Origin of the sequence: Microbacterium sp. SZ1, assembly GCF_002362255.1 — a bacterium.
In the GTDB taxonomy this organism is placed as follows: Bacteria; Actinomycetota; Actinomycetes; order Actinomycetales; family Microbacteriaceae; genus Microbacterium.
On sequence record NZ_LPVV01000001.1, the window covers coordinates 85902 to 111587 of the forward strand.

The following is a 25686-nucleotide window of genomic DNA, read 5'->3' on the forward strand; positions in this document are numbered from 1 at the left end:
GGCATGACCGAGCTCGACGAGATCGCCCTCACCGGACTCAGGGTGTTCGGCCGCCACGGCGTCTACGACCACGAGCGCCGCGACGGACAGGAGTTCACCATCGACGTGCGACTCCGGATGCCGTTGGGCGCCGCCGCGGCATCCGATGACGTCGCCGACACCGTGCACTACGGCGAGCTGGCGGAGAGGATCGCCGCCGTGGTCGGCGGGGAGCCGGTGAACCTCGTCGAGACCCTTGCCGAGCGCATCGCCGAGGTCGCGCTCGACGACCAGCGCGTGCACACTGTGACGGTGACCGTGCACAAGCCGCATGCTCCCATTCCGCTGACGTTCGCCGACGTGTCCGTGACCGTGCACCGCGCACGTCGGCATCCCCTCGAGGAGGTCACCTCGTGAGCCGCAACCTGACCATCCCGCCGGATCTGCCCGGCCCCCGCGAGCCGCGTCCCGAGACGGTCGCCGTCGTCGCGTTCGGCGCCAATCTCGGCGATCGCGAGGAGACGATCCGCGCCGCCGCTGCGCGCATCGCCCGCCTTCCTCTGGTGTCGGAGGTGCAGCTCTCGCCGCTGCACGAGACCGTCGCCGTGCGGCTCGACGGCCCGGACCCCGACGCCCCGGCGTATGTGAACGCGGTTGCGCTGGTCACGACGCGCCTGGCGCCATCGGTGCTGCTCGGCATGCTGCACGCGATCGAGGAGGAGCACGGGCGCGAGCGCCACGAGCGCTGGGGCGACCGCACCCTCGACCTCGACCTGATCGCCTTCGGCGACGAGACATCGGATGCCGAGGCGCTGCGACTGCCGCATCCGCGCGCCGCCGAGCGGCTCTTCGTGCTCGACCCGTGGCTCGACCTCGACGCCGACGCACTGCTTCCCGGCCACGGTCGCGTGGCCGATCTCGCCGCCGCGCTTCGTCAGCGGGATGAGGGATGAAGCGCACGTCGATCGGCGTCCTCGTCGTCCTCGCGCTGCTCGCGACCGGCGCGGGGTTCCTGCTCGACCATGTGCTCACCGTGATGGGACGCGTGACCTTCACGCCGTCACTCCTGCTCCCGCTGCTGCTCCTGCTGATCGCCGCTGCCGCGCTGTCGCTCGCCTGGCCGGTGCGGGCGAGCGTGCGCAAGGGAATCCGCATCGATCCCTTCCGCGCGACGAGGGCCGTGACCCTCGCCCGCGCGTCGAGTCTGCTGGGCGCGATCATGGCCGGCTTCGGTGCCGGGCTGCTCGCGTTCCTCCTGTCGCGGCCGGTTGATCCCCCGGTAGGGTCGACTGTGGCGATGCTGGCGCTGATCGGGAGTGCGGTCGTGCTCGCCGTCGCCGCGCTCGTCGCCGAACAGTTCTGCACACTGCCGAAGGATCCTGATGACTCAGAACCCAGAGACCGAGCCGGGGACCCCGGCCCCGCTGAACTCGGCGGAGGTCACTGACCTCGCGGCCCTCGACGCCGGCACCTACACGGCGCTGCGCACGGTGCGCAGCGAGGCGCGTCTCGAGCTCGACGGCGTCTGGCACCAGATCTCGCCGCGGTACGTCGTGTCGCAGATCGTGCAGAACGTGATCTTCATCGCGATCGTCGCGATCGCGGCGGCGGTGCTCGCGCTCGTCCTGGACCAGACGTGGGCGTGGATCCCCGCCGGCGTCATCGTGCTGATCACGCTGATCACCCTCGTCATCCTCCCTCGACAGGCGAAGGCGATCGGCTACATGCTGCGCGACGACGACATCGTCTTCCGCAAGGGCATCCTGTGGCAGCGCATGATCGCGGTGCCCTACGGACGCATGCAGCTCGTCGACATCACTCAGGGCCCGCTCGACCGGGCGTTCGGTGTAGCTCAGCTGAAGATGGTGACGGCGGCGGCGACCACCGGAGTGCAGATCCCCGGGCTCACCCAGGCCGCCGCGGAGGCACTGCGCGACACGCTCATCGAGGTCGCCGAGACCCGCCGGACCGGCCTGTGAGCGAGCCGCAGCTCCCGCCGCCCGTCGCGCCCACTGCGTCCACGCCCCCTCGGGGAGAGTCGACGACTCTCGCCGATGGCGAGTGGCACCGGATGCATCCGCTCACCCCGCTCTTCAAGGGCGGGCTGGCGCTGATCGTCGTCGCCGGAATCGCGATCGCCAACCTGCGCGACCGTCTCATCGCCTGGTTCGTCGACCTGTTCACGCCGGAGGAAGCCCACTACGACCAGTACGGCGGCGGCGACCCCGTCGAGTGGGTGCTCGCCAACAACCTGATCCTCGTCGTGCTGCTCGGTGTGCTCGGACTCGCCGTCGTGCTGGTCGCGATCTTCTGGTTCGTCTGGCGCTTCCACCAGTTCCGCATCACGGGTGACCATGTCGAGGTGCGCAAAGGCATCGTGTTCCGCTCGCATCGCCGCGCGCCACTCGACCGCGTGCAGGGCGTGAACCTCACCCGCCCGTTCCCCGCGCGCATCATCGGGCTCGCGAAGCTCGAGGTGGTCGGAGCCGGCACCGACTCCAACGTCGAACTCGAATACCTCGCCACGGGGCGTGCGGAGTCGGTGCGCGCCGACATCCTCCGTCTCGCGTCCGGTGCCCGCGCCGCTCGCCGGTCGGCGGTCTCCGGCGCACCGAACCCGCCTGCGGACGCCGCGGGCTCGGCGCCCGGATCCGCGCGTGCCCAGCTCGTCGGCTCGATGAACGAGGGCGTCAACGGTCTCATCAGCGGCGTGGATCTGTCCGATGTCGAACCCGAGAGCGTCGTCAAGATCCCGACCGGGCGGCTCGTCGGCTCGCAGCTCATCTCGAGCGTGCTCTGGCTGGTGTTCTTCGGGGTGATCTTCCTCGTGGCCTTCGGCGGCATCCTGATCGGGTCGCTGCTTGACGGCGAGCCCCTCGGCAGCTTCATCGGTCTCGGGCTGGGTCTCGGCATCGGAATCCCGCTCGTGATCGCCGTGGTCGGTATCACCTGGGCGCAGATCTCGAAGTCGCTGCGCTACTCGATCGCCCCGACTCCCGACGGCGTCCGGATCACCTACGGTCTGCTGACGACCGTCACCGAGACGCTTCCCCCCGGTCGGATCTTCGCTGTCGAGGTGTCGCAGTCGCTGCTGTGGCGTCCGTTCGGGTGGTGGACGGTCCGGATCAACCGCATGAGCGGCAAGAGCGCAGCGCAGCAGCAGTCGGGCAGCGCTCAGCAGTTCAACGTCGTCCTCCCGGTGGGCAAGCGCGCCGACGTCGAGCGGGTGCTCTCCCTGGTGATGCCGGACGCGCCGGTCGCCGACATCCCGTTGGTCTGGGAGCACGGCATCCTCGGCCCGACGGAGGGCGATCCGTACCGGACCATGCCCCGTCGCGCCTGGTGGCGTCGCCCCATCTCCTGGAAGCGGCAGGGCTATGTCCTCACCGACTTCGGTCTGCTGCTGCGTCGCGGTGTCATCTGGCGCAAGCTCGCGATCTTCCCGCTCGCCCGTCTGCAGGGGGTCTCGCTGTCGCAGGGGCCGATCGATCGCGCGCAGCGTGTCTCCGGTGCGCAGATCCACTCGGTTCAGGGCATCATCACGGGGTATATCTCGGCGCTCGAGATGCCGGACGCGCTGTTCCTGCTCGACGGGGTGAGCACGGCAGCGGCTCAGGCGGCGGCGAAAGACCACACGCACCGCTGGGGCGCCTACGAAGCCGCGGATGCCACGGCCCTGGCGGATCTCGACAGTCCAAGTCGTGCGGTAGGCGCGCCGCCGGTTCCGCCGGTCGCGCCGCCTCCAGTGGGCCAGCCGCCGGTTCCGCCGGTCGCGCCGCCTCCTGTGGGTCAGCCGCCGGTTCCGCCGGTCGCCCCGCCTCCTGTGCCTCCGGTCGCGTCGCCGCCGGTTGCGCCGCCTCCTGTGCCTCCGGTTGCGTCGCCGCCGGTTGCGCCGCCGGTTGCGCCGCCTCCAGTCGCGCCGCCGCCGGCACCACCCACACCCCCGGCGTCGAACGGTGAGTGATCCAGCGAACCGGGACGGACGGCTCGGCGTCGGCGTCATCGGTGCGGGCCGCGTCGGTCCGGTGATCGGCGCTGCCCTCGCGGGCGCGGGTCACGCCGTCACCGGGATCACGAGCGGATCGGACGACGACCGTGCGTCAGCGGTGCTCCCCGACGTGCCGGTGCTCGACGCGCTCGAAGTGGTGCGTCGCAGCGAGCTGGTCGTGGTGGCCGTTCCGCACGAGCAGCTGCCGTCGCTCGTCGCCGGCATCGCCGAGGTGGGCGGCTGGCAGATCGGCCAGCTCGTCCTCCACACCGACCCGGGCTACGGCATCGAGGTGCTGCGCCCCGCCGCCGAGCGAGGAGCGATCCCGCTCGCGGTGCATCCGGCCATCACCTTCACGGGCACCTCCATCGACCTGCGTCAGCTCCAGGCCGGTTATGCGGCGGTGACCGCGCCTGCTGCGGTGCTCCCGATCGCTCAGGCGCTCGCCGTCGAGATGGGGTGCGAACCGGTGGTGATCGCCGAGGGTGACCGGGCCGCGTATGCGGACGCGATCCAGACGGCCACCGAGTTCTCGCGTTCGATCATCGCCCAGTCCACCTCCCGCCTCAGCCAGATCGGGGTCGAGAACGCCGGTGGGTTCCTTTCGGCGCTCGTGCAGTCGACCGTCGAGCGTGCGCTGCGCGACGCCTCCGGGCCGTCGCCGCTGCTCTGAGGGCCGCAGCGTCCGGTCAGCGACCGCCCGAGAACCCGCCCCCTCCGCCGCCGCCCGAGAACCCGCCGCCGAAGGAGCCGCCGGCGCTGGAGGAGGTGCTCGCGCTGGGCGCCGAGTAGGTCGCCGCCGCATGCGAGGTGACCGCGAACGCGGCGAGCTGGGAGCGGAAGAACGGGGATGCCGGATCGCCGATCCATCCGGCCCCGCGCTGCGCCGACGCGTACGCCTTCTCGAGCACCGCGCCCCACTCGTCCTCCATGCCGAAGAGCATCGCGTAGGGGAGCAGCCGCTCGTAGACGACGATCACGTCGGCGCCGCCGTCCTGACGTCGATCGGCGCCCGAGTAGGACTGCAGCATCTGCAGTCGGTCGGCGTCGGCGACGCGGATGAACTCCCTGACGCCCTGGAGGTATTCGTACTCGCGCGCACCCTCCGGTGTGAGCACGGTGTGCTTCGAGAAGGCGTAGAAGCTCGAGATCAGCACGAGCACGACGCCGAACACGACGGCGACGAATGCCGGGATCGCTGTGACCCGGCCGGCGATGATCCCGAACAGTCCGATTCCGAATCCGACGAGCACCACGGCGATGGCGATCCACTGCAGGATCATCGCGCCACGACTCCGCGCCTTCGTCGTCAGTCCGCGCGCGGCGGCCTCCGCCGCACCCCGCTGCGTGAGGGCGGTCATGCGTCCGGCGAACGTCTCGCTCGACGAGGGCAGGTCGGCCACACCGTCTGAGTCGGCCTCGGCGAACAGGGCGTCGAGAGCCTCGACGTCGAGTTGATCGGGGATGCGCGTGCCCGGAAGTCGGCGAAGACGGGGCTGCTCGGCATCCGTTCCCTCTTCGATCCGCAGTGTGCCGCGGACGGCGAGATGCACGATCTCGGCGGGGACGGCATCCTTCGCACCCGGGATGATCGCCGCGGCCAGCAGGGGAGGCAAGGAGTCGGGGACGTCGTACTGCGCGACGACGATGCCGGTCGCGCGCCGTCGTGCGCGACGGAACGACCCCACGACGAACCAGCCGGCGACGGAGATGCCCAGCGCGCCGACTCCGGCGATCGCGGGCCCGACGTCGGTCACGGGATCCGGCTGCCGTGCCGTCGGCTGCGTCACGGTGCCCGCCTCGAATCCGATCGCGACGGTGACGCCTTCGCCCGGAGCGAGGGCGTTCTGCTCCACCCGGAACGACGACCCGTCGGCACCAGGGAGGATCGGACACTCGTCTGTGGAGCCCGAGGAGCCGATGTAGCAGCGGGCGTTCCCGGTGAGGTGGTCGGTCAGCGTGCGGTCGAAGACGACCTCGGCCTGGAACGATTCGATCGGCTGTGTGCTGTCGAGTGGCAGGAGATCCCAGTAGAACTCGTCGACGCCGTTCTCTGCGGCGAGCATGACGTCCCGCATCTCGTACTCGATGACGTAGGTGGTGAGCCCTCGCACGTAGTCGTCGTCGCCCGTGAGGATGTACAGCACACCGTCGTCCTCGTCCGTCTCGTACGGGACGGCCGCGCCCTGCTCGTCGGTGACGGAGAGGACCCGCGGATCGACCCAGGCGTTCTCGTAGCTCGTCGGCAGCCCCCGCACGATGCCGCGATTCTGGTCGGCGTCGGGGAAGCGGGCGGTCAAGGTCTCGGTCACGTGCATGTGCGAACGTCCCTCGGCGTCCAGACCGACCTCGTACCGGGCGTCCCAGGAGGCGTAGGAGAAGTCGTCGACGTCGGCTCCGACCGACGCGGGTGCGGCATCGGACGAGAGCGGCGCATCGGCCGCCGTGGCGGCGGGCACGGGTGCGAGGGCGACCGCGCCGCCCAACGCGATCGCGGCGAGAGCGGGGGCGTAGCGGGTGGCTGCCATGCCTCGAGGCTACCCAGGCTCGGTCCTGCTCGCTGAGATCGAGCGGCTCGGGAACGCTCCGCGGGCCTCGGTAGACTGGATATGACTTTCCGAGGAGCCCCGAATGACTGACGCGTCCGCCGCGCCCGAGCAGACCACCGACGCCGCCGACGAGGACGTGCACGAGCAGAAGGCCGTGCGCCTCGCCAAGCGCGAACGACTCATCGCGAAGCGCGCGGATGCCGGGGGAGGGGCGTTCCCGGTCGGCGTGCCCGTGACCCACGCGATCCCGGCGCTCCGCGCCGAGTACGGCGACCTCGAAGCCGGGGCCGAGACCGGCGTGCTGGTCGGCGTCGCCGGACGCGTGGTATTCAGCCGCAACACCGGCAAGCTGTGCTTCGCGACGCTGCAGGCCGGCGACGGATCGCGCATCCAGGCGATGATCTCGCTCGCCAACGTCGGCGAGGAGTCGCTCGCCGACTGGAAGGAGTACGTCGACCTGGGCGACCACGTCTTCGTGCACGGCGAGGTCATCTCCAGCCGCCGCGGCGAGCTGTCGATCATGGCCGACGGATGGGCGATCGCCTCGAAGGCCATTCTCCCGCTGCCGAACGCGTACGCCGAGCTGAGCGAAGAGGGGCGCGTGCGCAGCCGCTACCTCGACCTGATCGTGCGCGAGCAGGCGAGGACCACCGTGCGCGCCCGCGCCGCGGTCAACGCGAGTCTGCGTGCGACGTTCGCCGGGCACGACTACCTCGAGGTCGAGACCCCCATGCTGCAGGTGCAGCACGGGGGTGCCTCCGCCCGTCCGTTCGTCACGCACTCGAACGCGTTCGACACCGAGCTCTACCTGCGGATCGCGCCGGAGCTCTACCTCAAGCGCGCCGTCGTCGGCGGTATCGAGCGGGTCTTCGAGATCAACCGCAACTTCCGCAACGAGGGCGCGGACTCCACGCACAGCCCGGAGTTCGCGATGCTCGAGGCGTATCAGGCGTACGGCGACTACCGGCAGATGGCGGAGCTGACGCAGGAGCTGGTGCAGCAGGCGGCGATCGCCGTCGCCGGTTCGACGACCGTGACGTGGGCCGACGGCACCGAGTACGACCTCGGCGGCGAGTGGGATCGCATCTCGATGTACGAGTCGCTGTCGGCGGCTTCCGGCCGCACCGTGACCCCGCAGGACGCGGTCGACGACCTCATCGCCTTCGCGGAGGAGAACGGCGTCGACCTGCCTGCGCAGGCCACGCACGGCAAGCTCGTCGAGGAACTGTGGGAGCACTTCGTGAAGCCCGGCCTCGTGCGGCCGACGTTCGTGATGGACTTCCCGGTCGACACGTCGCCGCTCGTGCGCGAGCACCGGTCGATCGAGGGCGTCGTCGAGAAGTGGGACCTCTACATCCGCGGCTTCGAGCTCGCGACCGGGTACTCCGAGCTCGTCGACCCCGTCATCCAGCGCGAGCGCTTCGTCGAGCAGGCGAAGCTCGCGGCGCGCGGTGACGTCGAGGCCATGCCCGTGGACGAGGAGTTCCTCCGTGCCCTCGAGCACGGCATGCCGCCGTCCGGGGGCATGGGCATGGGCATCGACCGCCTCCTCATGGCGATCACCGGCCTCGGCATCCGCGAGACCATCCTCTTCCCGCTCGTCAAGTAGGACCGGCACTCAGGCGGCCGTCTCTCCTCGACGGAACGCCCACTCCGGCAGTATCGCCGCGCCGATCATCGTCGCGAGGAGCCTGGCGAGCCCGTACTCCGGATCGATCTCACCGACCATGTCGAGGTACTTCCCGGCATGGCTGGATCGGCCGAGCGCCCACGAGAGCCAGGCCGCTGCGGTGAGGGGTCCTGGTCGGGAGGCGCGCGGCGCGCGGGTCGCCGCGGCACGGACGACCGTCAGCGCCTGCTCGAGTCGGTCGGGATGGGGACGAGGACCGTGTCCGAGGAACACCTCGCCGAGATCGTCGGGCACGGCCGCGCGGTCGTCGGCGAACTCCAGTTGCGCGTCGAGCGTGCGTACGCCACCGACGATGTCGGTCGCCCACTGCGTGATGGCGACATCGCGAAGCAGCGGCCTGTCGAGGCACCAGAGCAGCGCGGCCGTCGCGAAGGTCGGCAACTCCTCGCGCATCGCCAGCACGGCCTCGAAGAACACCGGGACGTCGTCGAGCAGGAGGACCGCCGCGAGTGCCTGCGGGTCGTCGCGGACCGAGGGCGCGGCGTCGCTGTCGAGCAGTTCGGTGATCTCCCGCAGCGCGCGTCCGACGCGCTCGCGCTCCGCGAAGTCTGCCGCGGGGAGGTCGGCACCCGCGCACTGGTCGCCCGACACGTCTCCGATCCCGTGCACTCGCGGGGCAGGCTCGTGATCGAGCTCCTCGAGTTCCGGCTCGTCGACGAGGTAGCTCGCCCACCCCGACGGAGTCACGCACAGCGCGTCGACGATGTCGAGTCCGGCGTCCGACGCGCACGCGAGCACCCCGTCGACCTCGACCGCGAACGGCAGCACGACGCCATCCCGCGTGACCTGGGCGTCGTCGTCCGTGTAGACGACGACGGCCACGGCATCCGTCCTCTCCACCCTGGCGACGAGGGCGACGGCGGTGTCGGCGTACTCGGAGAGGTCGGCCTCCCCGCGGGGGAGATCGAGCCTCATCGCTCCCGTGGTGCGGGTCGCATGGAAGGGCAGAAGCACGAGGCTCTCGCGCGGCGTGAAGCCGGCGAGCGACGGGACGATGCGGAGGAAGTCGGCGGAGCTGGAGGCGTGGAGCACGGTGGTCATGCGCCGAGTGTGGTCGACCGCCGGGGGGCTGCGGGGCGATTCCACAGGCGCCGGACCGGTTCTCCCAGAGTCGTCGAATGTGCAGGAACGGTGGCTCGCGTACCATGGAGGGATGGAGAACTTCTGGCTCGCGGTCGCCTGGTCGATCCTCCCGACCATCGGGGTGAGCGTCGTGTTCTTCTTCGTGCTCCGCGGGATCCTTCGGTTCGACCGCACCGAGCGCAAGGTGCACGCGCGCATCGAGGCCGAGGAGCGCGCCGCACGGGGGCTGCCCCCGCGCCCCTGAGACGTCTTACCCATCGGCTACTGTGTAGCGAAGACACCGGGTCGAGCATCCGCTCCCCGCGATCCCCGCTGCGGGCCGAGAGGGAGCGATGACGACCGAGAGCTGGGGCTGGTGGATCACCGGCTTCCTCCTGCTGCTCGATCTTGCGATCCGCATCACCGCCATCATCGTCATCCCGCGCAATCGCCGCCCGACCGCCGCCATGGCGTGGCTGCTCGCGGTGTTCTTCATCCCCTTCGTGGGCGTCTTCCTCTTCATCCTGATCGGGAACCCGCGGCTGCCGCGTGCACGTCGCCGTAAGCAGGATCAGATCAACGAGTACATCGCCGAGACCAGTGAGCACCTGCACTTCGGCACCCTGCGTCCCGATGCGCCGAGCTGGTTCCCGCCCCTGGTCGAGATGAACCACCGACTCGGTGCACTGCCGATCTCGGGCGACAACGGCGCGCATCTGATCGGCGGGTATCAGGAGTCGCTCGACGCCATGGCCGACGCGATCCGCACCGCGCAGGACTACGTGCACGTCGAGTTCTACATCCTGCAGTCCGACGCATCGACCGACAACTTCTTCCGCGCGCTGGAAGAGGTCGCGGAGAGGGGCGTGCACGTCCGCGTTCTGCTCGACCACTGGGCGAACAGGTGGAAGCCGCGCTACAGGGCCACGATCAAGCGCCTCAACGGCATGGGCGCCGACTGGCACCTCATGCTGCCGGTGCAGCCGTTCAGAGGGAGGATGCAGCGTCCCGATCTGCGCAATCACCGCAAGCTCCTCGTGGTCGACGGCAAGGTCGCGTTCCTCGGCTCGCAGAACGTCACGGACTCGACCTACAACCTGCCCAAGAACATCAAGCGCGGTCTGCACTGGGTCGATCTCATGGTGCGCATCGACGGTCCTGTCGTGCTGAGCGTCAACGCGATCTTCCTCAGCGACTGGTACAGCGAGACCGACGAGGTGCTGCAGGAGATCGACATCTCGCACGCGGAACCGGGCTCGGGCGACCTCGACTGCCAGGTGGTGCCGTCGGGCCCTGGATTCGAGGTCGAGAACAACCTGCGTCTCTTCCTGGGCCTGCTCTATGCGGCCAAGCAGAAGATCATGATCGTCAGCCCGTACTTCGTGCCCGACGAAGCGCTGCTCCTGGCGGTCACCGCCGCGGTCGACCGCGGGGTCGAGGTCGAGCTGTTCGTCTCCGAGGAGGGCGACCAGGCGATGGTCTACCACGCCCAGCGCAGCTACTACGAGGCGCTGCTGCGGGCAGGCGTGCGCATCTGGATGTACCGCAAGCCGTTCATCCTGCACACCAAGAGCCTCACGATCGACGACCAGGTCGCCGTCATCGGATCCAGCAACATGGACATGCGGTCGTTCGGCCTCAACCTCGAGGTGTCGATGCTCGTGCGCGGCGAGGAGTTCGTCGCCGAGATGCGCGAGGTCGAGGACGAGTACCGGTCGCTCAGCCGCGAGCTCACGCTCGACGAGTGGATGCAGCAGCCGCTGCGCTCAACGGTGCTCGACAACCTCGCACGCCTCACCTCGGCGCTGCAGTAACGGCTCGGCCGCACTTCGTCAACGGTCCTTTCCGGGCACTTTCGCCGTGGTTAGCCTGAGAGCATGACTTCCCGCAGGCTCGTCACCGCCACGCTGTCCGCTCTCGCCGCCGCGCTGCTGCTCGCCGGGTGCACGATCGGGCCGGGTGCCGAGGCCGGGCAGACCACGTCCGACCCGTCGTCCGGTCCCAACACCTCCGACGAGGTCGACGAGATGGAGGGAACGATCCTCGACGAGGGCCGGTCCTTCGCGGTCGTGACCTGGGGCTCCTCCACCTGCGTCCCCCTGGTCGATGAGGTGAGCGCCGACGGTCAGACCGTCACGGTGACGCTCGTCGATTCGGATGCCGATGAGGTCTGCACCGCTGACATGACGCAGCGCGCCAGCCTCGGCACCCTCCCCGAGGGCGTCGACCCCACGCAGGACGTCACATTGAACGTGACCTACGGCGAGCTTCAGGATGACGTCGACCTCGCCGGCGACGCGTCCTTCACCGCGACGCCGGGGTCGCCCACCGAGTACACGCCTTCGGCAGGCTGGTTCGACGACTCCTCGCTCGTGCTGCTCACGTGGGGCTCGTCGGGCTGCCCGCCCGTGGTCGACAGCATCGAGGGCGCGGGCAACACAGGAACGGTGACGTTCGCGACCGACCCCGAGCGGATGTGCACGAAGGACATGGCACCCCGCGGGACGATCCTCGCCTTCGACGACGACGCGATCGACGACGACGACTTCACGCTCACGCTCGTGGGCGACTCGCTCGACGGCACCGTGCAGGTCCGCGGCTGACGGACGGCACGGCCAGGCCAGCGTCAGAGCGACGAGATCGGATGCTCCGCCGGGAGGGCGAGCAGCAGGGCTCCCGGGTCGACTCGGCAGGTGATGCGCACGGCTGAGCCGAACTCGTCGCCGTCGAGCTCGATGGGCGTCGGCCGGTTCGCTGCGGCTTCGGCGACGGTGCCGCGGAAGTAGTGCACCGACGCATCCCTGCCCCGCCGGTCGAGCACGCGCCGTCCGGCGCGGAACCGCCGCAGCACCGAGTTGTCCCACCAGATCTTCCGCCACACGCCCAACCAGCCCAGCACACCGGTCGGCTGGATCACCGCGAGATCGAGCGTGGCATCCGTGATCGACGCGTCGGGGATCAACGCGATCCCGGCGGGGAGCGTGCCGCAGTTCGCGAAGAGGATGCTGTGGACCTTGGTCGTGTGCAGGCGCCCGTCGTCGATCTGGAACACCGCCCGGAAGGGCTCGGCGGTCACGAGAGAGCGGGCTGCGCCGTCGACGTAGGCGATCCAGCCGACCGAGCGCTTGAGGTCCGGGCGGGTGTTCGCGATCATGTCCGCGTCGAGGCCCATGCCGGCGAGCACGACGTACGCATGCTCCTCCTCGCCGCCGTTCTCGCGCGTGAGGCGGGCCCACCCGATGTCGATCGGATGCCGGAACTCGCCGAGCGCCGCCCTGATCATGTCGTCAGGCCCGGCGAGCGGGAGTCCGAGGTTGCGAGCGAGGAGGTTGCCGGTGCCGCTGGGCAGGATCGCCAGCGGCACGCCGGTGCCCGCGATGGTCTCCGCGACGGCACGCACGGTCCCGTCGCCGCCGGCGACGAGGACGACGTCGACCCCGCGATCGAGCGCCTGGGCGGTCGCGCGCTGTCCGGCATCCTGGATCGTCGTCGGATAGAACGCCGGGTGCTCCCACCCCGCCTCCTTGGAGAGGTCGCGCACGCGCGCGCGCAGATCTCTCTCGGCGACCTTGATGGGGTTGTAGACGAGAGCGGCCTGTCGCCGGGCCGGAGAGCTCTTCGTCATGGCGCTACTCTAACGCCGCGCGGAGCGGCCTCCCGCCGCGCTGACGCGCTCCGGACTCGCCATAGACTTGGTGGATGATCGACCTCGCACTCCTCCGCGAAAACCCGGAGATCGTCCGCCGTTCTCAGGCCGCCCGTGGCAACGACCAGGGCACCGTCGACGCCGCACTCGAGGCCGACCGATCGCGCCGTGCGGCGCTCGCCGCCTTCGAGGAGCTGCGGGCCGAGCAGAACGCGTTCGGCAAGCAGGTCGCGAAGGCGCCCAAGGAAGAGAAGGCTGCGCTCGTCGCGCAGGTCAAGGATCTCGCCGACCGTGTCAAGCAGGCGCAGCAGGCCTCGAACGAGGCGTCGGAGAAGGCGGCCGACGCCCTCGCTCGCATCGAGAACGTCGTGATCGACGGCGTTCCGGCCGGCGGCGAGGCGGACTTCGTCGAGCTGCGCCGCGTGGGCGAGGTGCCGTCATTCGACTTCGAGCCGCGAGACCACCTCGAGCTCGGCGAGATCCTCGGAGCGATCGACATGGAACGCGGCGCGAAGGTCTCCGGCGCCCGGTTCTACTTCCTGCGGGGGATCGGCGCCCGGCTCGAGATCGCCCTCATGAACCTCGCCCTCGACAAGGCGCTGCAGAACGACTTCGTCCCGCTGATCACGCCCACGCTCGTCCGCCCCGAGATCATGCAGGGCACCGGCTTCCTCGGCGAGCACGCCGACGAGGTCTACCACCTCGACAAGGACGACGACCTGTACCTCGTCGGCACCAGCGAGGTCGCACTCGCCGGGTATCACAAGGACGAGATCGTCGACCTCGGCCGCGGACCGCTCCGCTACGCCGGCTGGTCGACCTGCTACCGGCGTGAGGCGGGGTCGCACGGCAAGGACACCCGCGGCATCATCCGCGTGCACCAGTTCAACAAGCTCGAGATGTTCGTCTACACGACCCCTGAGGATGCCGAGGCGGAGCACCTGCGCCTCGTCGCGCTGCAGGAGGAGATGCTCACCTCGCTCGGCCTCGCCTACCGCGTGATCGACGTGGCGGCGGGCGATCTCGGATCGAGTGCCGCGCGCAAGTACGACATCGAGGCGTGGGTTCCCACGCAGGGCGCCTTCCGCGAGCTCACGTCGACCTCGAACTGCACGACGTACCAGGCTCGTCGCCTCGACGTGCGGCACCGTCCGGCGGCGGAGGACGGGCAGCAGGCGAAGACCCAGCCCGTCGCGACCCTCAACGGGACGCTCGCGACCACGCGCTGGATCGTCGCGCTGCTCGAGACGCACCAGCAGGCAGACGGATCCGTCCGCGTGCCCGAGGTGCTGCGCCCGTACCTCGGCGGACTCGAGCTGCTGGAGCCGACCGCATGACCTCCTGGCTCGTCGGTCTCGACGTCGACGGCACGATCCTGCTGCAGGACGAGTCGATGAGTCCAGGGGTGCCCGAGGCCGTCGCGCGTCTGCGCGACGCCGGGCACGAGGTCACCATCGCGACCGGCCGCAGCTGGAACGCCACCGAGCGGTACGTCGACCTGCTGGGTCTCACGCCTGAGTACGTGGTGTGCTCTAACGGCGCTGTCACCATGCGCCGCGTCGGAGCCGAGTGGGAGCGCTGGCACATCGAGACGTTCGACGCGTCACCCGTGCTCGCGCTGCTTCGCTCCCGTCTGCCCGAAGCGCGGTACATGGTCGAGCTCGCCTCCGGCCAGCGTCTCTACACCGAGCACCTCGACGACTGGACGCTCGACGGCGGTCGTCAGGTCGGGTTCGAGGAGCTCGTCGCCGAGCCGGTGTCGCGCGTCGTGGTCGTCTCTCCGGGGCACGACGAAGAGGACTTCCACCGTCTCGTCGCCGACGCGGGTCTCAACGAGGTGTCGTACGCGATCGGCTGGACGGCGTGGCTCGACATCGCACCGCAGGGCGTCGACAAGGGCACCGCGCTCGAGCGCGTGCGCACACGGCTCGGGTTCGACGGAGACCGGGTGCTCGTCGCGGGAGACGGCCGCAACGACATCGGCATGTTCACATGGGCGCAGGAGATCGGTGGACGCGCCGTCGCGATGGGGCAGGCGCCCGACGAGGTGAAGGCCGCGGCGGGGGAGACGACCGCCGACGTCGAGGACGGCGGACTCGCCGATGCACTGAACACGCTTCCAGCGGCCGCCCAGGTCAGCGCGGGAGAATAGAACTCGGCTAGACTCACGGCTTGTCGGCGGATTCGTCTGTCGGGAGGGTTGTCCGAGCGGCCGATGGAGCTGGTCTTGAAAACCAGTGGGCAGAGATGTCTCGTGGGTTCGAATCCCACACCCTCCGCTTCGAAGCACGGTGTCGCCGCACCGAGACGCTGAACCGAAAGGCCCCGAGTGAGTCCCCACACCCGCCGCCGCCGTACGCTCGCACGGCACGGACAGCAGCGCACCCCGGGTGCGGTCAGCCAGCTCCTCAAGTTCATCGCCATCGGCCTCGCAGTCGTCCTCGTGAGCGGCCTCGGTGTCGCGGCATACGTCGCGTACGACCTGACGAGCACCGTGAGCGCGAACGCCGTCGAACTGGAGGGCACGGAGGAGCTTCCCCCGGACATCGGCGAGTACAAGGGCGGATTCAACCTCCTCCTCACCGGCGTCGACACCTGCGAGGAGGCCTACGCGCAGTACTTCGGCGCGCGGTGCGACGGTCCGGACTCCGAGGGCACGCTCAACGACGTGAACCTGCTCGTGCATGTCTCGGAGGAGCCGCGCCGCATCACGGTGGTGAGCTTCCCGCGCGACCTCATGCTCGGCATCCCTGCGTGCGAGGACGACGAGGGCAACATGCACTCCGCGATGAGCAAGCAGCCGCTCAACACCGCATACACCGACGGCGGCCTGAACTGCGTCGCGAAGACGATCACTCAGCTCACCGGACAGGAGATCCAGTTCGCGGCGTCGGTCACCTTCGGCGGTGTGATCGAGATCACCAACGCGATCGGTGGTGTGGACGTGTGCCTCGCCAATCCGATCAAGGACAAGTACACCGGCCTCGACATGGCCGCGGGCACGCACACGGTTCAGGGGCTCCAGGCCCTGCAGTTCCTGCGAACTCGTCATGGCGTGGGCGACGGCAGTGACCTCGGACGCATCGGCAACCAGCAGCAGTACATGTCGAGCCTCGTCCGCAAGCTCATCAGCAGCGACACCCTCGGGAACTTCCCGATGATGCTCAAGCTCGCGAACACCGGCCTCAGCAACATGGAGACCAGCACCTCGCTCGCCAACCCGACGATGATCGCGCAGATCGCGCTGGCCGTGAAGTCGGTGCCCTTCGAGGACATCGTGTTCCTGCAGTACCCGACCGGGACCGACGCCGACAACCCGAACAAGGTCGTCGCGAACAAGTCGGCCGCCCAGGCGATGTGGGATGCGATCAACGAGAACGCTCAGCTGCAAGTGACGCATGAGAACACCGCGAACGACGGCGTCGTCGTGACCGACCCGGTGCCGCAGGAGCCGGCGGTACCGGACCCCGCCGCGACCGCGCCGGCGACCGAGGAGCCGACGAACGTCGTCGCGCTTCCGAACTCGATCAAGGGCAACTCGGCGGCGCAGCAGACCTGCTCCAACGGCAACGTCCGCTGACCTGCGTCGGCGCAGAGTCGAGGGTCAGGACCTCGCGGTCGGCGGGTAGAGCACGTCCATGAGGGCTTCGAGGATGCCTGCCATGTCGACGGACGGGTCGACCATCCACTGCAGCTGCAGGCCGTCGGCGACGGCCTGGACGACGCGTGCTGTGGTGTCGGCGTCGAGAGCTGCCCGCTTGGCAGCATCGCCGTGGAATGCCTCGGCGATGCTGCCCCGCAGCCGTTCGCTGCGCTCGAGGAAGTACGCGTGCGCCGGGTGGTCGGGATCGGCGGCGTCCACCGCCAGGCGTGAGAACAGCTCGACGACTCCGGGGACCTCGGTGTTGTGGCGGATGACGTCGAGGAAAGCCGCCTTCGCGTCGACGGGGTCGTGCATGCGCGGGGAGCGCTCGTCCTGTTCGTCGCGCGTGCGGAGCACCTCGGTGAAGAGCTCCTCCTTCGAGCCGAAATAGTGCAGCAGCGCGGCGGGCGTGACTCCGACGGCTTCAGCGATGTGTTTGAGTGATGCGTTGCGGTAGCCGGTGCGTCCGACGACGTCCAGCGTGCTCTCCAGGATCTCCTGCCGCCGGGCGACGCCCTTCGCGTATGAACCTCGTCGTGCCATGCCCCCGACCCTAATCCTGAATGCGGTTTGATATCCAATACTGACTGTCGTATGGTTTTCGGAAGACACCGCCGTCGCCGCGAAAGGACGACCATGACCGACACCTCGGCATCCGACCTCACCCTCGAGGAGAAGGCGTCGCTCACCAGCGGCGCGGACTTCTGGACGACCAAGTCCATCGACCGCGTCGGGCTGACGTCGATCATGCTGACCGACGGTCCGCACGGACTCCGCAAGCAGGCGGACGCCACCGACCATCTCGGACTCGCGAGCAGCGTTCCGGCCACGTGCTTCCCGCCGGCCGTCGGCCTCGGATCGTCGTTCGACCCCGAGCTGGTCGAGCGTGTCGGCGCCGCGATCGGCGCCGAGGCCGCGATCGAGGACGTGGCGGTCGTGCTCGGGCCCGGCGTCAACATCAAGCGCTCCCCGCTGTGCGGACGGAACTTCGAGTACTTCTCCGAGGACCCGCTGGTCTCCGGCGTCCTCGGGGCGGCCTCGGTGCGCGGCATCCAGTCGCAAGGGGTCGGCTCGTCGCTCAAGCACTTCGCGGCGAACAACCAGGAGTTCGATCGGATGCGTGCGAGCTCCGACGTCGACCCTCGGCCCCTGCGCGAGATCTACCTGCGCGGCTTCGAACGGGTGGTGCGGGATGCGCAGCCGTGGACCGTCATGTGCTCCTACAACCGCATCAACGGGGTCTACGCGTCCGAGGATCCGTGGCTTCTGACGCAGGTGCTCCGAGACGACTGGGGATTCGACGGCCTCGTCGTCTCGGACTGGGGCGCGGTGAACGACCGTGTCGCCGGTGTCGCCGCGGGTCTCGACCTCGAGATGCCCTCCTCGGGAGGGCGGACGGATGCTCAGCTCGTGGCAGCCGTGCGGGCCGGCGAGCTCGACGCGAGCGTGCTCGACGTCGCCGCCGATCGCGCGATCGCCCTCGTCGGCAAGGCGCGGGCGCGGGATGCCGTGCAGGGGCCGCTCGATGTCGACGCCCACCACGCCCTCGCCCGCGAGGCGGCCGGACGGTCGATCGTGCTGCTGAAGAACGGGGATGGGTTGCTGCCGCTCGCCCCCGAGCACCGCATCGCCGTCATCGGAGCGTTCGCGACCGAGCCGCGCTTCCAGGGCGCCGGATCCTCGCTCATCAACCCGACGCGCGTCGACACCGCGCTCGACGGTATGCGCGCTGTCGGCGGGGATCGCGTGTCGTACGCCGCCGGGTTCGCTGTGGAAGGCGGTGCCGTCGCGGCATCCGGTCGTTCCGCCGAGGAGCTGCGCGCCGAGGCCGTCGCAGTCGCGAAGGCCGCCGAGGTGGCTGTCGTGTTCCTCGGGCTGCCCGCGGCGGAGGAATCGGAAGGCTTCGACCGCGACCACATCGACCTCCCCGGCGTGCAGCTCCAACTGCTGGATGCCGTGATCGAGGCGAACCCGCGCACCGTCGTCGTGCTGTCGAACGGCGGCGTCGTCGCACTCCCGTTCGCCGACCGGGTTCCGGCGATCGTCGAGAGCTGGCTGCTGGGCCAGGCGGGCGGCGGCGCGGTCGCCGACGTGCTGTTCGGCGCGGTGAACCCGTCCGGCAAGCTCACCGAGACCGTTCCCGTGCGACTGGAAGACAACCCCTCGTACGGCAACTTTCCCGGAGAGTTCGGCCATGTGCGCTACGGAGAGGGGATCCTCGTCGGCTATCGCTGGTACGACGCGAAGGGTCTCGACGTATCGTTCCCGTTCGGGCACGGCCTCTCGTACACGACGTTCTCGTACGGCGCCGCGACGGCGTCCGTCGCAGACAGCGGCGAGGTGACCGTGCGCGTCGACGTGACGAACAGCGGCGACCGCGACGGGCGCGAGGTCGTGCAGGTGTACGTCGCTCCGGTGCGGTCCGCCGTGCAGCGAGCGCCGCGCGAGCTGAAGGCCTTCTCGTCGGTGGCGCTCGCCGCGGGGGAGACGCGCACGGTCGAGCTGACGGTGCGCCGGGAGGACCTCGCGTACTGGGACGTGCGCGTCGACCGCTGGGTCGTCGAAGGCGGTGACTACACCGTCGAGGTGGCGGCGTCGAGCCGTGACATCCGCTCCGCCGTGACCGTCGAGGTCGAGGGCGACGAGGTCTCGCTGCCGCTGACGATGGACTCGTCGATCGGCGACGTGGTCTCGCACCCCGTGGCCGGTCCGATCGTCATGGAAGCGCTGGGCGGGCTGATGGGGGGCCTCGCCGGAGCCGACTCCTCGGCGGCGTCCATGATGCCGAACGACGAGGCGATGCAGAAGATGATGGCGTCGTTCCCGATCGGTCGGCTGATCGGCTTCCCCGGCGTCGACGTGACGTACGAGCAGGTCGAGCAGCTGCTCGCCGGTGCGAACGCCGGCTCGCTGCCGCAGGACTGACGCCGCGCCGGCGTGGCGGGAGAGCGCCGGCGCGGGGGCTGGCCTCACAGAATGGGCCGGCCCCCGCGCGTCGCACATGACGCGCGCCCCGTTGCCGGTTCAGGACAACGGGAGGCCTGTCAGCGCTCGATGTGGTCGAGGTGCAGCATGCGCGCGAGGTTCTTGTCGAGCTCGTCGTCGCGGAAGATCTTCTTCCAGTCGTCCTTGATGATGCTCTCACGGCCGTAGTCCATGGCGATGAGGCAGGCGTCGGAGAACGGGTTGTCCCCGCGAAGGCCGTTCGCGAGGGCGACCTGGGTGTGCCCGTACAGGATGCTGCGCGCGGCGGCCTCGGGCACGCCCATGGTGTTGATCGTCTCCTGCAGCGCCTCGTTGAGCAGGTCGCCGACCATGCAGGCGACGGTCTCGACGAGCGTCGGCTCGAGCTGCGCGAGCTGCTTGACGGTGACCCAGTGCACGTCGATGACAGGGGCGTAGATGGCGCGGACCGTGGCCTCGACGATCGCCTTCTTCGCGTCGTCGTCGCTCTCGATCGCGGCGATCGCGTCCTGCGGGGCGGCGATGCCGCCGAACGTGTCGGCCCACTGCTCGGGCGTCTCGCGCTGCAGGAAGATCGACGGGTGGCACGGGTGCGCGACGGCCTGGATGACATCGTCGCGGGTCGTCAGGAGGCCGGCGTACGCGGCCGCGGGGTCGAGGGTGAGCACGATCGCGCCGCTCTTGACCTGGGGGACGAGGTCGGCCGTGACAGGGCCGAGGGCGAGGTCGGGGACGGCGAGCACGACGATGTCGGCGTCGGCGACGGCGGTGGCGGCGTCGGTCAGCTCGCGGCCGGCGTCGACCGTGCGCTGCTGGCCGGCGGGGGAGTTCTCGACGTACCAGACGGTGTGGTCGGTCTTCACCAGGTTGTTGGACACGCGCATGCCCATCTTGCCGCCCGCGCCGATGACGGCGATCTTGTAGGTTCCGGTGGTGGTCGACGTGTCGCTCATGATGTGCTCCTCAGGTATTCGAGTGTGGTGCGGGTCCATTCCCGCTCGGTGCGGATGGTGGTCTCGGGGTCCCCCTGCCAGGGCAGCCAGTGCTCGACGATCTCGTTGATCCCGCGCTCGCGAGGGCGGACGGCGGTCACCAGGGCGGGGTAGTCGTGCAGGCCGGTGCCCATGACGGTGCCGGAGTAGGTGAAGCCGACCCAGCCCTCCTGACGCGCGAAGGCGAAGTCCTTGACATGGATGTTCTTCACAAGCGGTGCCGACAGGTCGACGCATACGGACGGCAGCTCGAGCCGGGCCACGACGTTCGCGGGGTCGAGGCAGATCCCGAGGTTGCGGCTGCCGACCCGTTCGACGAGCGCGGCCAGGTCGGCGGTCGGGAGCTGCTCGTAGGTCTCCAGCGCGAGAGTGACCCCGGCGGATTCGAAGGAGCGGATGCTGCTGCGCAGCCATGTCTCCGCTTCGGCGAGGGTCGGGCGGCAGTCGGGGCTGTAGACCATGCTGCGCACCAGACGGGCGTCGAACACCTCGGCCAGGGTGAGGAATCGGCTGAGGTGTTCAGGGTTGATGCCCTTCGTGCCGAGTTCGATCGCGATGCCCAGGTCACGCGCGGCGCGCGCGGCGTCGTGCAGCTCGGCATCGCTCATGCGGTCGAGGGGGGCGTAGTCGCAGATCTGGAACAGCTCCACCCCCTGCGCGCGGGTGTCTTCGAATGCCCCGATGAGCGACAGCGGCTCGGATGCGCGCTCGGAGAGCTGCCAGAGATAGGCGTAGGTGCCGAGGCCGATCACGATGCGTCCCCTCGGAGGGCGGCGAGCTGCGCGGCCTCGTCGAGCACGGTGACGAGGGCGACGGGGTCGTGGGCGAAGCGTCCGAGGAAGACACCGTCCACCGCGTCGCCGAGCCCGGTCAGCAGCCCCGGTCCCGCCGCGCCCCCGTAGATCACGGACGAGCCGGTGCGAGCGGGGTCTGCGTCGAGCGCGGCGCGCAGCGCGACGGCGACGACGCGGATGTGATCGTGGCCAGCGGGTTCCGGAGCGCCGATGGCCCAGACCGGCTCGTACGCGACGATCACTCGTCCGGGAGCGGCGCCGTCGAGCGCGGACTGGAGCTGGGCGACCGCGACGTGCGCGGCATCCGCCGGCTGCTGCCGCTCTGTCTCTCCGATGCACAGCAGCGGGGTGAGCCCGGCGTCGAGGGCGGCGCGGGTCTTCGATGCGGTCTGTTCCTCGGTCTCGCCATAGAGACGACGGCGCTCGGCATGGCCGATCTCGGCGATCGACGCCCCGACCTCGGCGAGCTCCGCGGCGGTCACCTCGCCGGTGAAAGCGCCGGCCGGCTCACCCGAGACGTCCTGCCCGCCGACGCGGACCGGGGTTCCCGTGAAAGCGGCGAGGGCGGGGAGGACCTGCAGATAGGTCGGGGTGATGAACAACTCGACCGCACCGGAGGTGACGGCGTCGTGGACGCGCACGCGCGCGGCGACCTCGTCGAACCAGCGCGTTGCGCGTTCGTGCCCGAAGTAGGTCTTCAGGCTCACTCCGACCGTGACCTGCGACATCAGCAGGATCCGGTCGTCTCGTACTCGTCGATGACCGCGACCTTCTCGGCGCTCGCGCTGGATTCGTCGAAGCGGTAGCCGAGCCACTCGCGCACGAGACGGCGGGCGAGCTCGATGCCGACGACCCGCTGGCCCATCGTGAGCACCTGTGCGTTGTTCGACAGCACGGCACGCTCGACCGAGAACGAGTCGTGCGCAGTGACGGCACGGATGCCGGCGACCTTGTTCGCGGCGATCGCGACGCCGAGCCCGGTGCCGCAGATCAGCAGGGCACGGTCGGCCTGGCCATTCGCGACCAGCTCAGCCGCGGCGATGGCGACGCGCGGGTAGGCGGTGTGCCCATCGGCATCCACTCCCACGTCGACGAGGGAGGCGACGCCGTCACTGTTCTCGAGGTCCTTCTTCAGGATCTCCTTGTAGTCGAATCCGGCGTCGTCGCTGCCGATCACGAGGCGGAGCTGGTCGGTCATGATGCGTCCATTCCCTCAGCGTGGGTCGCCGAGCTTGTCGATGTGCCGGCGAGCAGCTCGCCGAGGGCCGTGACGATCAGCGCGAACGAGATCGCCCCGGGGTCGGGGGTGCCGACGGCGTGCTCGCCGTGCGTGCGGGCGCGGCCCATCTTCGGCAGCAGGTCGGCGGTCGCGGCCGCGGAGCGGGTCGCCGCGTCGGCCGCACCCGTCCAGGCATCGACGAGCGCCGCTCCGCCGTCGATCGCCTCGGTGAGCGTCGTAGTGAACGGCACGAGCGCGTCGACCATGGTCTTGTCGCCGATCTCGGCCTTGCCGTATGACTGCACGCCTCGCACGCCGTCGGCGACACCCGAGGCGACCGCCGCAGCATCCGGTCGACCGGCATCGCCGAGTCGCGCGGCCAGAGAGTTCAGGATGACACCCCACAGGGCCCCGGACGTGCCGCCGGCCTTGTCGGCCCAAGCGTCGGCCGCGCGGGCGAGAGTCGTCTGCGCACCCGCACCGGCGTCGGCCGCGCGGGTGCCGGCATCCAGCGCCGCGTGCGAGCCGCGCTGCATGCCGATGCCGTGGTCGCCGTCACCCGCGATCGCGTCGATGCGGCCGAGCTCGTCGACGTGCGCGTCGACGGTGTCGGCGAGCACCTGCAGCGCCGCACGCACGGTGTGCGCGAGGGTGCGGGATTCGTCGTCACCGGGCGTGATCTCGTCGACCGCGGCCGAGGCGACCTCCGCGATCTCGGCCTGCGCGGCGGCGACGACCGATCCGCGCCGGTAGGCGGGCGCGTCGACCGGGGTGTCCCACAGACGCTCGAGCTCGTCGTCGAGCCAGAACAGGGTCAGCGACGTGCCGGCCATGTCGAAGCTCGTGCAGTACTCGCCCACGTGAGGGTCGACGAGAACGAGACCCGCTGCCTCGAGCCGCTCGGCGATGCGCCGGTAGACGACGAACATCTCCTCGTACTTCAGGGCGCCGAGCCCGTTGAGGATGGGAACCACTCGGGCGCCCTCGACGCTCACGCCGTCGGGGACCTCGGCGAGCAGACGATCGACCAGCAGGTCCGCCAGGCCGTCGGCCGTGGGGATGTCGGTCTCGTCGATGCCCGGCTCGCCGTGGATGCCCAGACCGACGGCCATGCGGCCGGCGGGAACCGTGAACAGCGGCGCGGGGGCGCCGGGCAGCGTGCACCCGGTGAACGCGACCCCGAATGACCGCGTGCGCTCATTCGCGAGATCGGCCACGCGCACGACGCCGTCGAGGTCGTATCCGGCCTCTGCGGCTGCGGCGGCGCTGCGGAACACCGTCAGATCGCCGGCGATGCCACGCCGCTTGTGCTTCTCGTCGGGGGAGGCGCTCGCGACGTCGTCGGTCACAGTGACGGTTCGCGTCGGGATGCCCTCCGTGCGCAGCCGGTCCTGGGCGGCGTCGAAGTTGAGCACGTCACCCGCGTAGTTGCCGTAGGAGAGGAACACCCCGGCACCGCGATCGACAGCCTTCGCGACCGAGTAGACCTGCTGCGCCGACGGAGAGGCGAAGAGGTTGCCCATCGCCGCCCCGTGGGCGAAACCCTGGCCGACCAGCCCGCCGAACGCCGGGTAGTGGCCGGACCCGCCGCCCACCACCACGGCGACCTGTCCTTCGGGGATGACCGTGCTGCGCACGACCCCGCCGGGCACCCGGCGCACCGCGCGCGAGTTCGCGGCGACGAATCCGTCGATCATCTCGTCGGCGAAGTCGGCGGGGTCGTTCCAGAGACGAGTCACGAACCGACCGCCTCGCTCGACAGGTCGGGCGACGTGGCGGTCGTGCGACCGCGACGGGCGAGGACGGTCATGAGCACCGCGGAGAGGAGCATGAATCCGCCGACGATGACCATCGGCACCTCGTAGCCTCCCGTCCAGTCACGCACCGCGCCGGTGATGTACGGCGCGCTGAAGCCCGCGAGGTTGCCGACCGTGTTGATCAGCGCGACACCTGCGGCGGCGGCCACACCGGTGAGGAACTGCGTCGGCAGCGTCCAGAAGTTCGGCAGCGCTGCGAAGATCGAGCACGCGGTGATCGTGATGACCGCGATCGTGGCGGCAGGGGAGCCTGCGAAGAGGGCGAGCGGGATCGAGACCGCACCGGCGAGAGCGGGGGCGGCGATGTGCCACGTCTTGAGGCCGCGCTTTCCGGCATCCCGCGACCAGAAGTACATGACGATCGCCGCGGGAAGGTACGGGATGGCCGTGATGAGGCCCTTCTGCAGCACATCGAACGTGACGCCGGACTGCTCCTGGAATCCTTCGATGATCGTCGGCAGGAAGAAGCCGAGAGCGTACAGGCCGTAGATGAAGCCGAAGTAGATGAAGGACAGCGTCCACACGCGACCGCTGCGGAAGGCGTACTTGACCGACACATGGCCGCTGCCGGCCTCGGTGGTCTTGCGCTCGGCTTCGAGCGCACCGGTCAGCCAGGTCTGCTCCTGCGGCGTCAGCCACTTCGCGTCGGCCGGCTTGTCCTTCAGGTAGAACCAGGCGATGATGCCGACGACGATCGCGGGGATCGCGACACCCATGAACATGAACCGCCAGCCCTCGAGGCCGAAGAAGGCGCCGTGCTGCTGGATGAGCGCGCCGGCGAGCGGTGCGCCGATGACCGTGGTGAGCGGCTGCGCCAGGTAGAAGAGCATGAGGATCCGACCGCGGTACTGCGACGGCACCCACAGGCTGAGGAAGAGGATCGCGCCGGGGAAGAAGCCGGCCTCGGCGACGCCGAGGATGAAGCGCAGCGCGACGAGCTGCTCGAAGTTCTGCACCCAGGTGAAGAGGAGTGCGACGACGCCCCAGCTCACCATGATGCGGGCGAGCCACTTGCGGGCCCCGAACTTGTGCAGGGCGAGGTTCGACGGCACCTCCAGCAGGATGTAGCCGATGAAGAAGACGCCGGAGGCGAAGCCGAACTGGGCGGCGCTCAAGGCGAGGTCGTCGTTCATGCCGTTCGGGGCCGCGAAGCCGATGGCGGTGCGGTCGAGGTAATTGATGAAGAACATCAGAGCCACGAACGGCACGAGTCGCAGGGCGACCTTGCGTATGGCTGACCGGGCTACGGGTGTTTCGGAAAGCGGGGTGTCCACAATGACTCCTCATCGACGGTGATCGCGCACTCCTGGCGAATGCTCACTCCCTACTGCACAACCGGTTGA

24 protein-coding genes and 1 tRNA gene are annotated in these 25686 nt (G+C 69.7%); 15 read left to right on the forward strand and 10 right to left on the reverse strand.

All coding sequences use genetic code 11. The features are described 5' to 3' along the window. Positions 1-3: 3 nt before the first annotated feature. The 6 genes from folB (at position 4) to AUC47_RS00420 (ending at position 4640) form a co-directional block, all read left to right on the forward strand. Complete coding sequence (gene folB, locus AUC47_RS00395) at positions 4-396, forward strand: dihydroneopterin aldolase (protein WP_096713260.1); 393 nt, start codon at positions 4-6, stop codon at positions 394-396. Continuing rightward, on the forward strand, positions 393-932 hold the full coding sequence (folK, locus tag AUC47_RS00400; protein WP_096713261.1) for a 2-amino-4-hydroxy-6-hydroxymethyldihydropteridine diphosphokinase: 540 nt from the start codon (positions 393-395) through the stop codon (positions 930-932). The genes folB and folK overlap by 4 nt, the downstream gene beginning before the upstream one ends. Beyond that, positions 929-1426 (forward strand): DUF3180 family protein, encoded by a 498-nt coding sequence (locus AUC47_RS00405; protein WP_096713262.1) that lies wholly within the window; start codon positions 929-931, stop codon positions 1424-1426. Before folK ends, AUC47_RS00405 begins: the two co-directional genes overlap by 4 nt. Next, complete coding sequence (locus AUC47_RS00410) at positions 1362-1958, forward strand: PH domain-containing protein (protein WP_096713263.1); 597 nt, start codon at positions 1362-1364, stop codon at positions 1956-1958. The genes AUC47_RS00405 and AUC47_RS00410 overlap by 65 nt, the downstream gene beginning before the upstream one ends. A gap of 92 nt (positions 1959-2050) precedes the next feature. Continuing rightward, positions 2051-3943 (forward strand): PH domain-containing protein, encoded by a 1893-nt coding sequence (locus tag AUC47_RS00415; protein WP_256999379.1) that lies wholly within the window; start codon positions 2051-2053, stop codon positions 3941-3943. Beyond that, positions 3936-4640 (forward strand): DUF2520 domain-containing protein, encoded by a 705-nt coding sequence (locus tag AUC47_RS00420; RefSeq protein ID WP_096713265.1) that lies wholly within the window; start codon positions 3936-3938, stop codon positions 4638-4640. The genes AUC47_RS00415 and AUC47_RS00420 overlap by 8 nt, the downstream gene beginning before the upstream one ends. 16 nt (positions 4641-4656) lie before the next feature. Here the strand turns inward: AUC47_RS00420 and AUC47_RS00425 are convergent, their stop codons facing one another. Continuing rightward, positions 4657-6495, reverse strand: coding sequence for a DUF2207 domain-containing protein (locus AUC47_RS00425; RefSeq protein WP_096713266.1), 1839 nt, complete (start codon positions 6493-6495; stop codon positions 4657-4659). Positions 6496-6598: 103 nt separating this feature from the next. On the opposite strand from AUC47_RS00425, the gene lysS reads away from it, so the two are divergent. Beyond that, the gene (gene lysS / locus AUC47_RS00430; RefSeq protein ID WP_096713267.1) at positions 6599-8125 is read left to right on the forward strand and encodes a lysine--tRNA ligase; all 1527 of its coding nucleotides are present in this window, start codon (positions 6599-6601) and stop codon (positions 8123-8125) included. A 9-nt stretch (positions 8126-8134) separates the two neighbouring features. Here lysS and AUC47_RS00435 read toward each other — a convergent pair whose 3' ends face one another. After that, positions 8135-9247 carry a DUF4192 family protein gene (locus tag AUC47_RS00435; RefSeq protein ID WP_096713268.1) on the reverse strand — a complete coding sequence of 371 codons (1113 nt, stop codon included), beginning with the start codon at positions 9245-9247 and terminating at the stop codon, positions 8135-8137. Between the two features lie 112 nt (positions 9248-9359). Here AUC47_RS00435 and AUC47_RS16620 point away from each other — a divergent pair, with 112 nt between their 5' ends. The 3 genes from AUC47_RS16620 to AUC47_RS00445 all read left to right on the forward strand — a co-directional run bounded on the left by AUC47_RS16620 (position 9360) and on the right by AUC47_RS00445 (position 11871). Continuing rightward, complete coding sequence (locus AUC47_RS16620; protein ID WP_179297466.1) at positions 9360-9533, forward strand: hypothetical protein; 174 nt, start codon at positions 9360-9362, stop codon at positions 9531-9533. Positions 9534-9621: 88 nt separating this feature from the next. Continuing rightward, on the forward strand, positions 9622-11082 hold the full coding sequence (cls, locus tag AUC47_RS00440) for a cardiolipin synthase (protein ID WP_096713269.1): 1461 nt from the start codon (positions 9622-9624) through the stop codon (positions 11080-11082). A gap of 63 nt (positions 11083-11145) precedes the next feature. Further along, entirely contained in the window at positions 11146-11871 is a 726-nt protein-coding gene (locus tag AUC47_RS00445; protein WP_096713270.1) for a hypothetical protein, read from the forward strand. Between the two features lie 23 nt (positions 11872-11894). Here the strand turns inward: AUC47_RS00445 and AUC47_RS00450 are convergent, their stop codons facing one another. Further along, the gene (locus AUC47_RS00450) at positions 11895-12893 is read right to left on the reverse strand and encodes a diacylglycerol/lipid kinase family protein (protein WP_096713271.1); all 999 of its coding nucleotides are present in this window, start codon (positions 12891-12893) and stop codon (positions 11895-11897) included. A gap of 74 nt (positions 12894-12967) precedes the next feature. Here AUC47_RS00450 and serS point away from each other — a divergent pair, with 74 nt between their 5' ends. The 4 genes from serS to AUC47_RS00470 all read left to right on the forward strand — a co-directional run bounded on the left by serS (position 12968) and on the right by AUC47_RS00470 (position 16494). Then, complete coding sequence (gene serS, locus AUC47_RS00455; RefSeq protein ID WP_096713272.1) at positions 12968-14251, forward strand: serine--tRNA ligase; 1284 nt, start codon at positions 12968-12970, stop codon at positions 14249-14251. Further along, positions 14248-15066: an HAD family hydrolase gene (locus AUC47_RS00460; protein WP_096713273.1), complete on the forward strand. Its 819-nt coding sequence runs from the start codon at positions 14248-14250 to the stop codon at positions 15064-15066. The genes serS and AUC47_RS00460 overlap by 4 nt, the downstream gene beginning before the upstream one ends. 42 nt (positions 15067-15108) lie before the next feature. Then, positions 15109-15193: transfer RNA gene (locus tag AUC47_RS00465), tRNA-Ser, on the forward strand. Between the two features lie 50 nt (positions 15194-15243). Beyond that, positions 15244-16494 (forward strand): LCP family protein, encoded by a 1251-nt coding sequence (locus tag AUC47_RS00470; RefSeq protein ID WP_096713274.1) that lies wholly within the window; start codon positions 15244-15246, stop codon positions 16492-16494. Positions 16495-16518: 24 nt separating this feature from the next. Here AUC47_RS00470 and AUC47_RS00475 read toward each other — a convergent pair whose 3' ends face one another. Continuing rightward, positions 16519-17100, reverse strand: coding sequence for a TetR/AcrR family transcriptional regulator (locus AUC47_RS00475; RefSeq protein WP_096713275.1), 582 nt, complete (start codon positions 17098-17100; stop codon positions 16519-16521). Positions 17101-17193: 93 nt separating this feature from the next. Here AUC47_RS00475 and AUC47_RS00480 point away from each other — a divergent pair, with 93 nt between their 5' ends. Further along, entirely contained in the window at positions 17194-19482 is a 2289-nt protein-coding gene (locus tag AUC47_RS00480; RefSeq protein ID WP_096713276.1) for a glycoside hydrolase family 3 C-terminal domain-containing protein, read from the forward strand. A gap of 119 nt (positions 19483-19601) precedes the next feature. Here the strand turns inward: AUC47_RS00480 and AUC47_RS00485 are convergent, their stop codons facing one another. From AUC47_RS00485 to AUC47_RS00510, 6 genes are read right to left on the reverse strand one after another with little or no spacing between them, the layout of a single operon-like run. Then, positions 19602-20474 (reverse strand): phosphogluconate dehydrogenase C-terminal domain-containing protein, encoded by an 873-nt coding sequence (locus AUC47_RS00485; protein ID WP_096713277.1) that lies wholly within the window; start codon positions 20472-20474, stop codon positions 19602-19604. Next, positions 20471-21265 (reverse strand): sugar phosphate isomerase/epimerase family protein, encoded by a 795-nt coding sequence (locus AUC47_RS00490; RefSeq protein ID WP_096713278.1) that lies wholly within the window; start codon positions 21263-21265, stop codon positions 20471-20473. The genes AUC47_RS00485 and AUC47_RS00490 overlap by 4 nt, the downstream gene beginning before the upstream one ends. Next, positions 21262-22035, reverse strand: a complete 774-nt coding sequence (locus tag AUC47_RS00495) for a triose-phosphate isomerase family protein (protein WP_096713279.1) — start codon at positions 22033-22035, stop codon at positions 21262-21264. Before AUC47_RS00495 ends, AUC47_RS00490 begins: the two co-directional genes overlap by 4 nt. Next, positions 22035-22505 (reverse strand): ribose-5-phosphate isomerase, encoded by a 471-nt coding sequence (locus AUC47_RS00500; RefSeq protein WP_096713280.1) that lies wholly within the window; start codon positions 22503-22505, stop codon positions 22035-22037. The genes AUC47_RS00495 and AUC47_RS00500 overlap by 1 nt, the downstream gene beginning before the upstream one ends. Beyond that, entirely contained in the window at positions 22502-24265 is a 1764-nt protein-coding gene (locus AUC47_RS00505; RefSeq protein WP_096713281.1) for a dihydroxyacetone kinase family protein, read from the reverse strand. The genes AUC47_RS00500 and AUC47_RS00505 overlap by 4 nt, the downstream gene beginning before the upstream one ends. Further along, entirely contained in the window at positions 24262-25533 is a 1272-nt protein-coding gene (locus tag AUC47_RS00510) for an MFS transporter (protein ID WP_096713430.1), read from the reverse strand. The genes AUC47_RS00505 and AUC47_RS00510 overlap by 4 nt, the downstream gene beginning before the upstream one ends. Positions 25534-25686 lie beyond the last annotated feature (153 nt).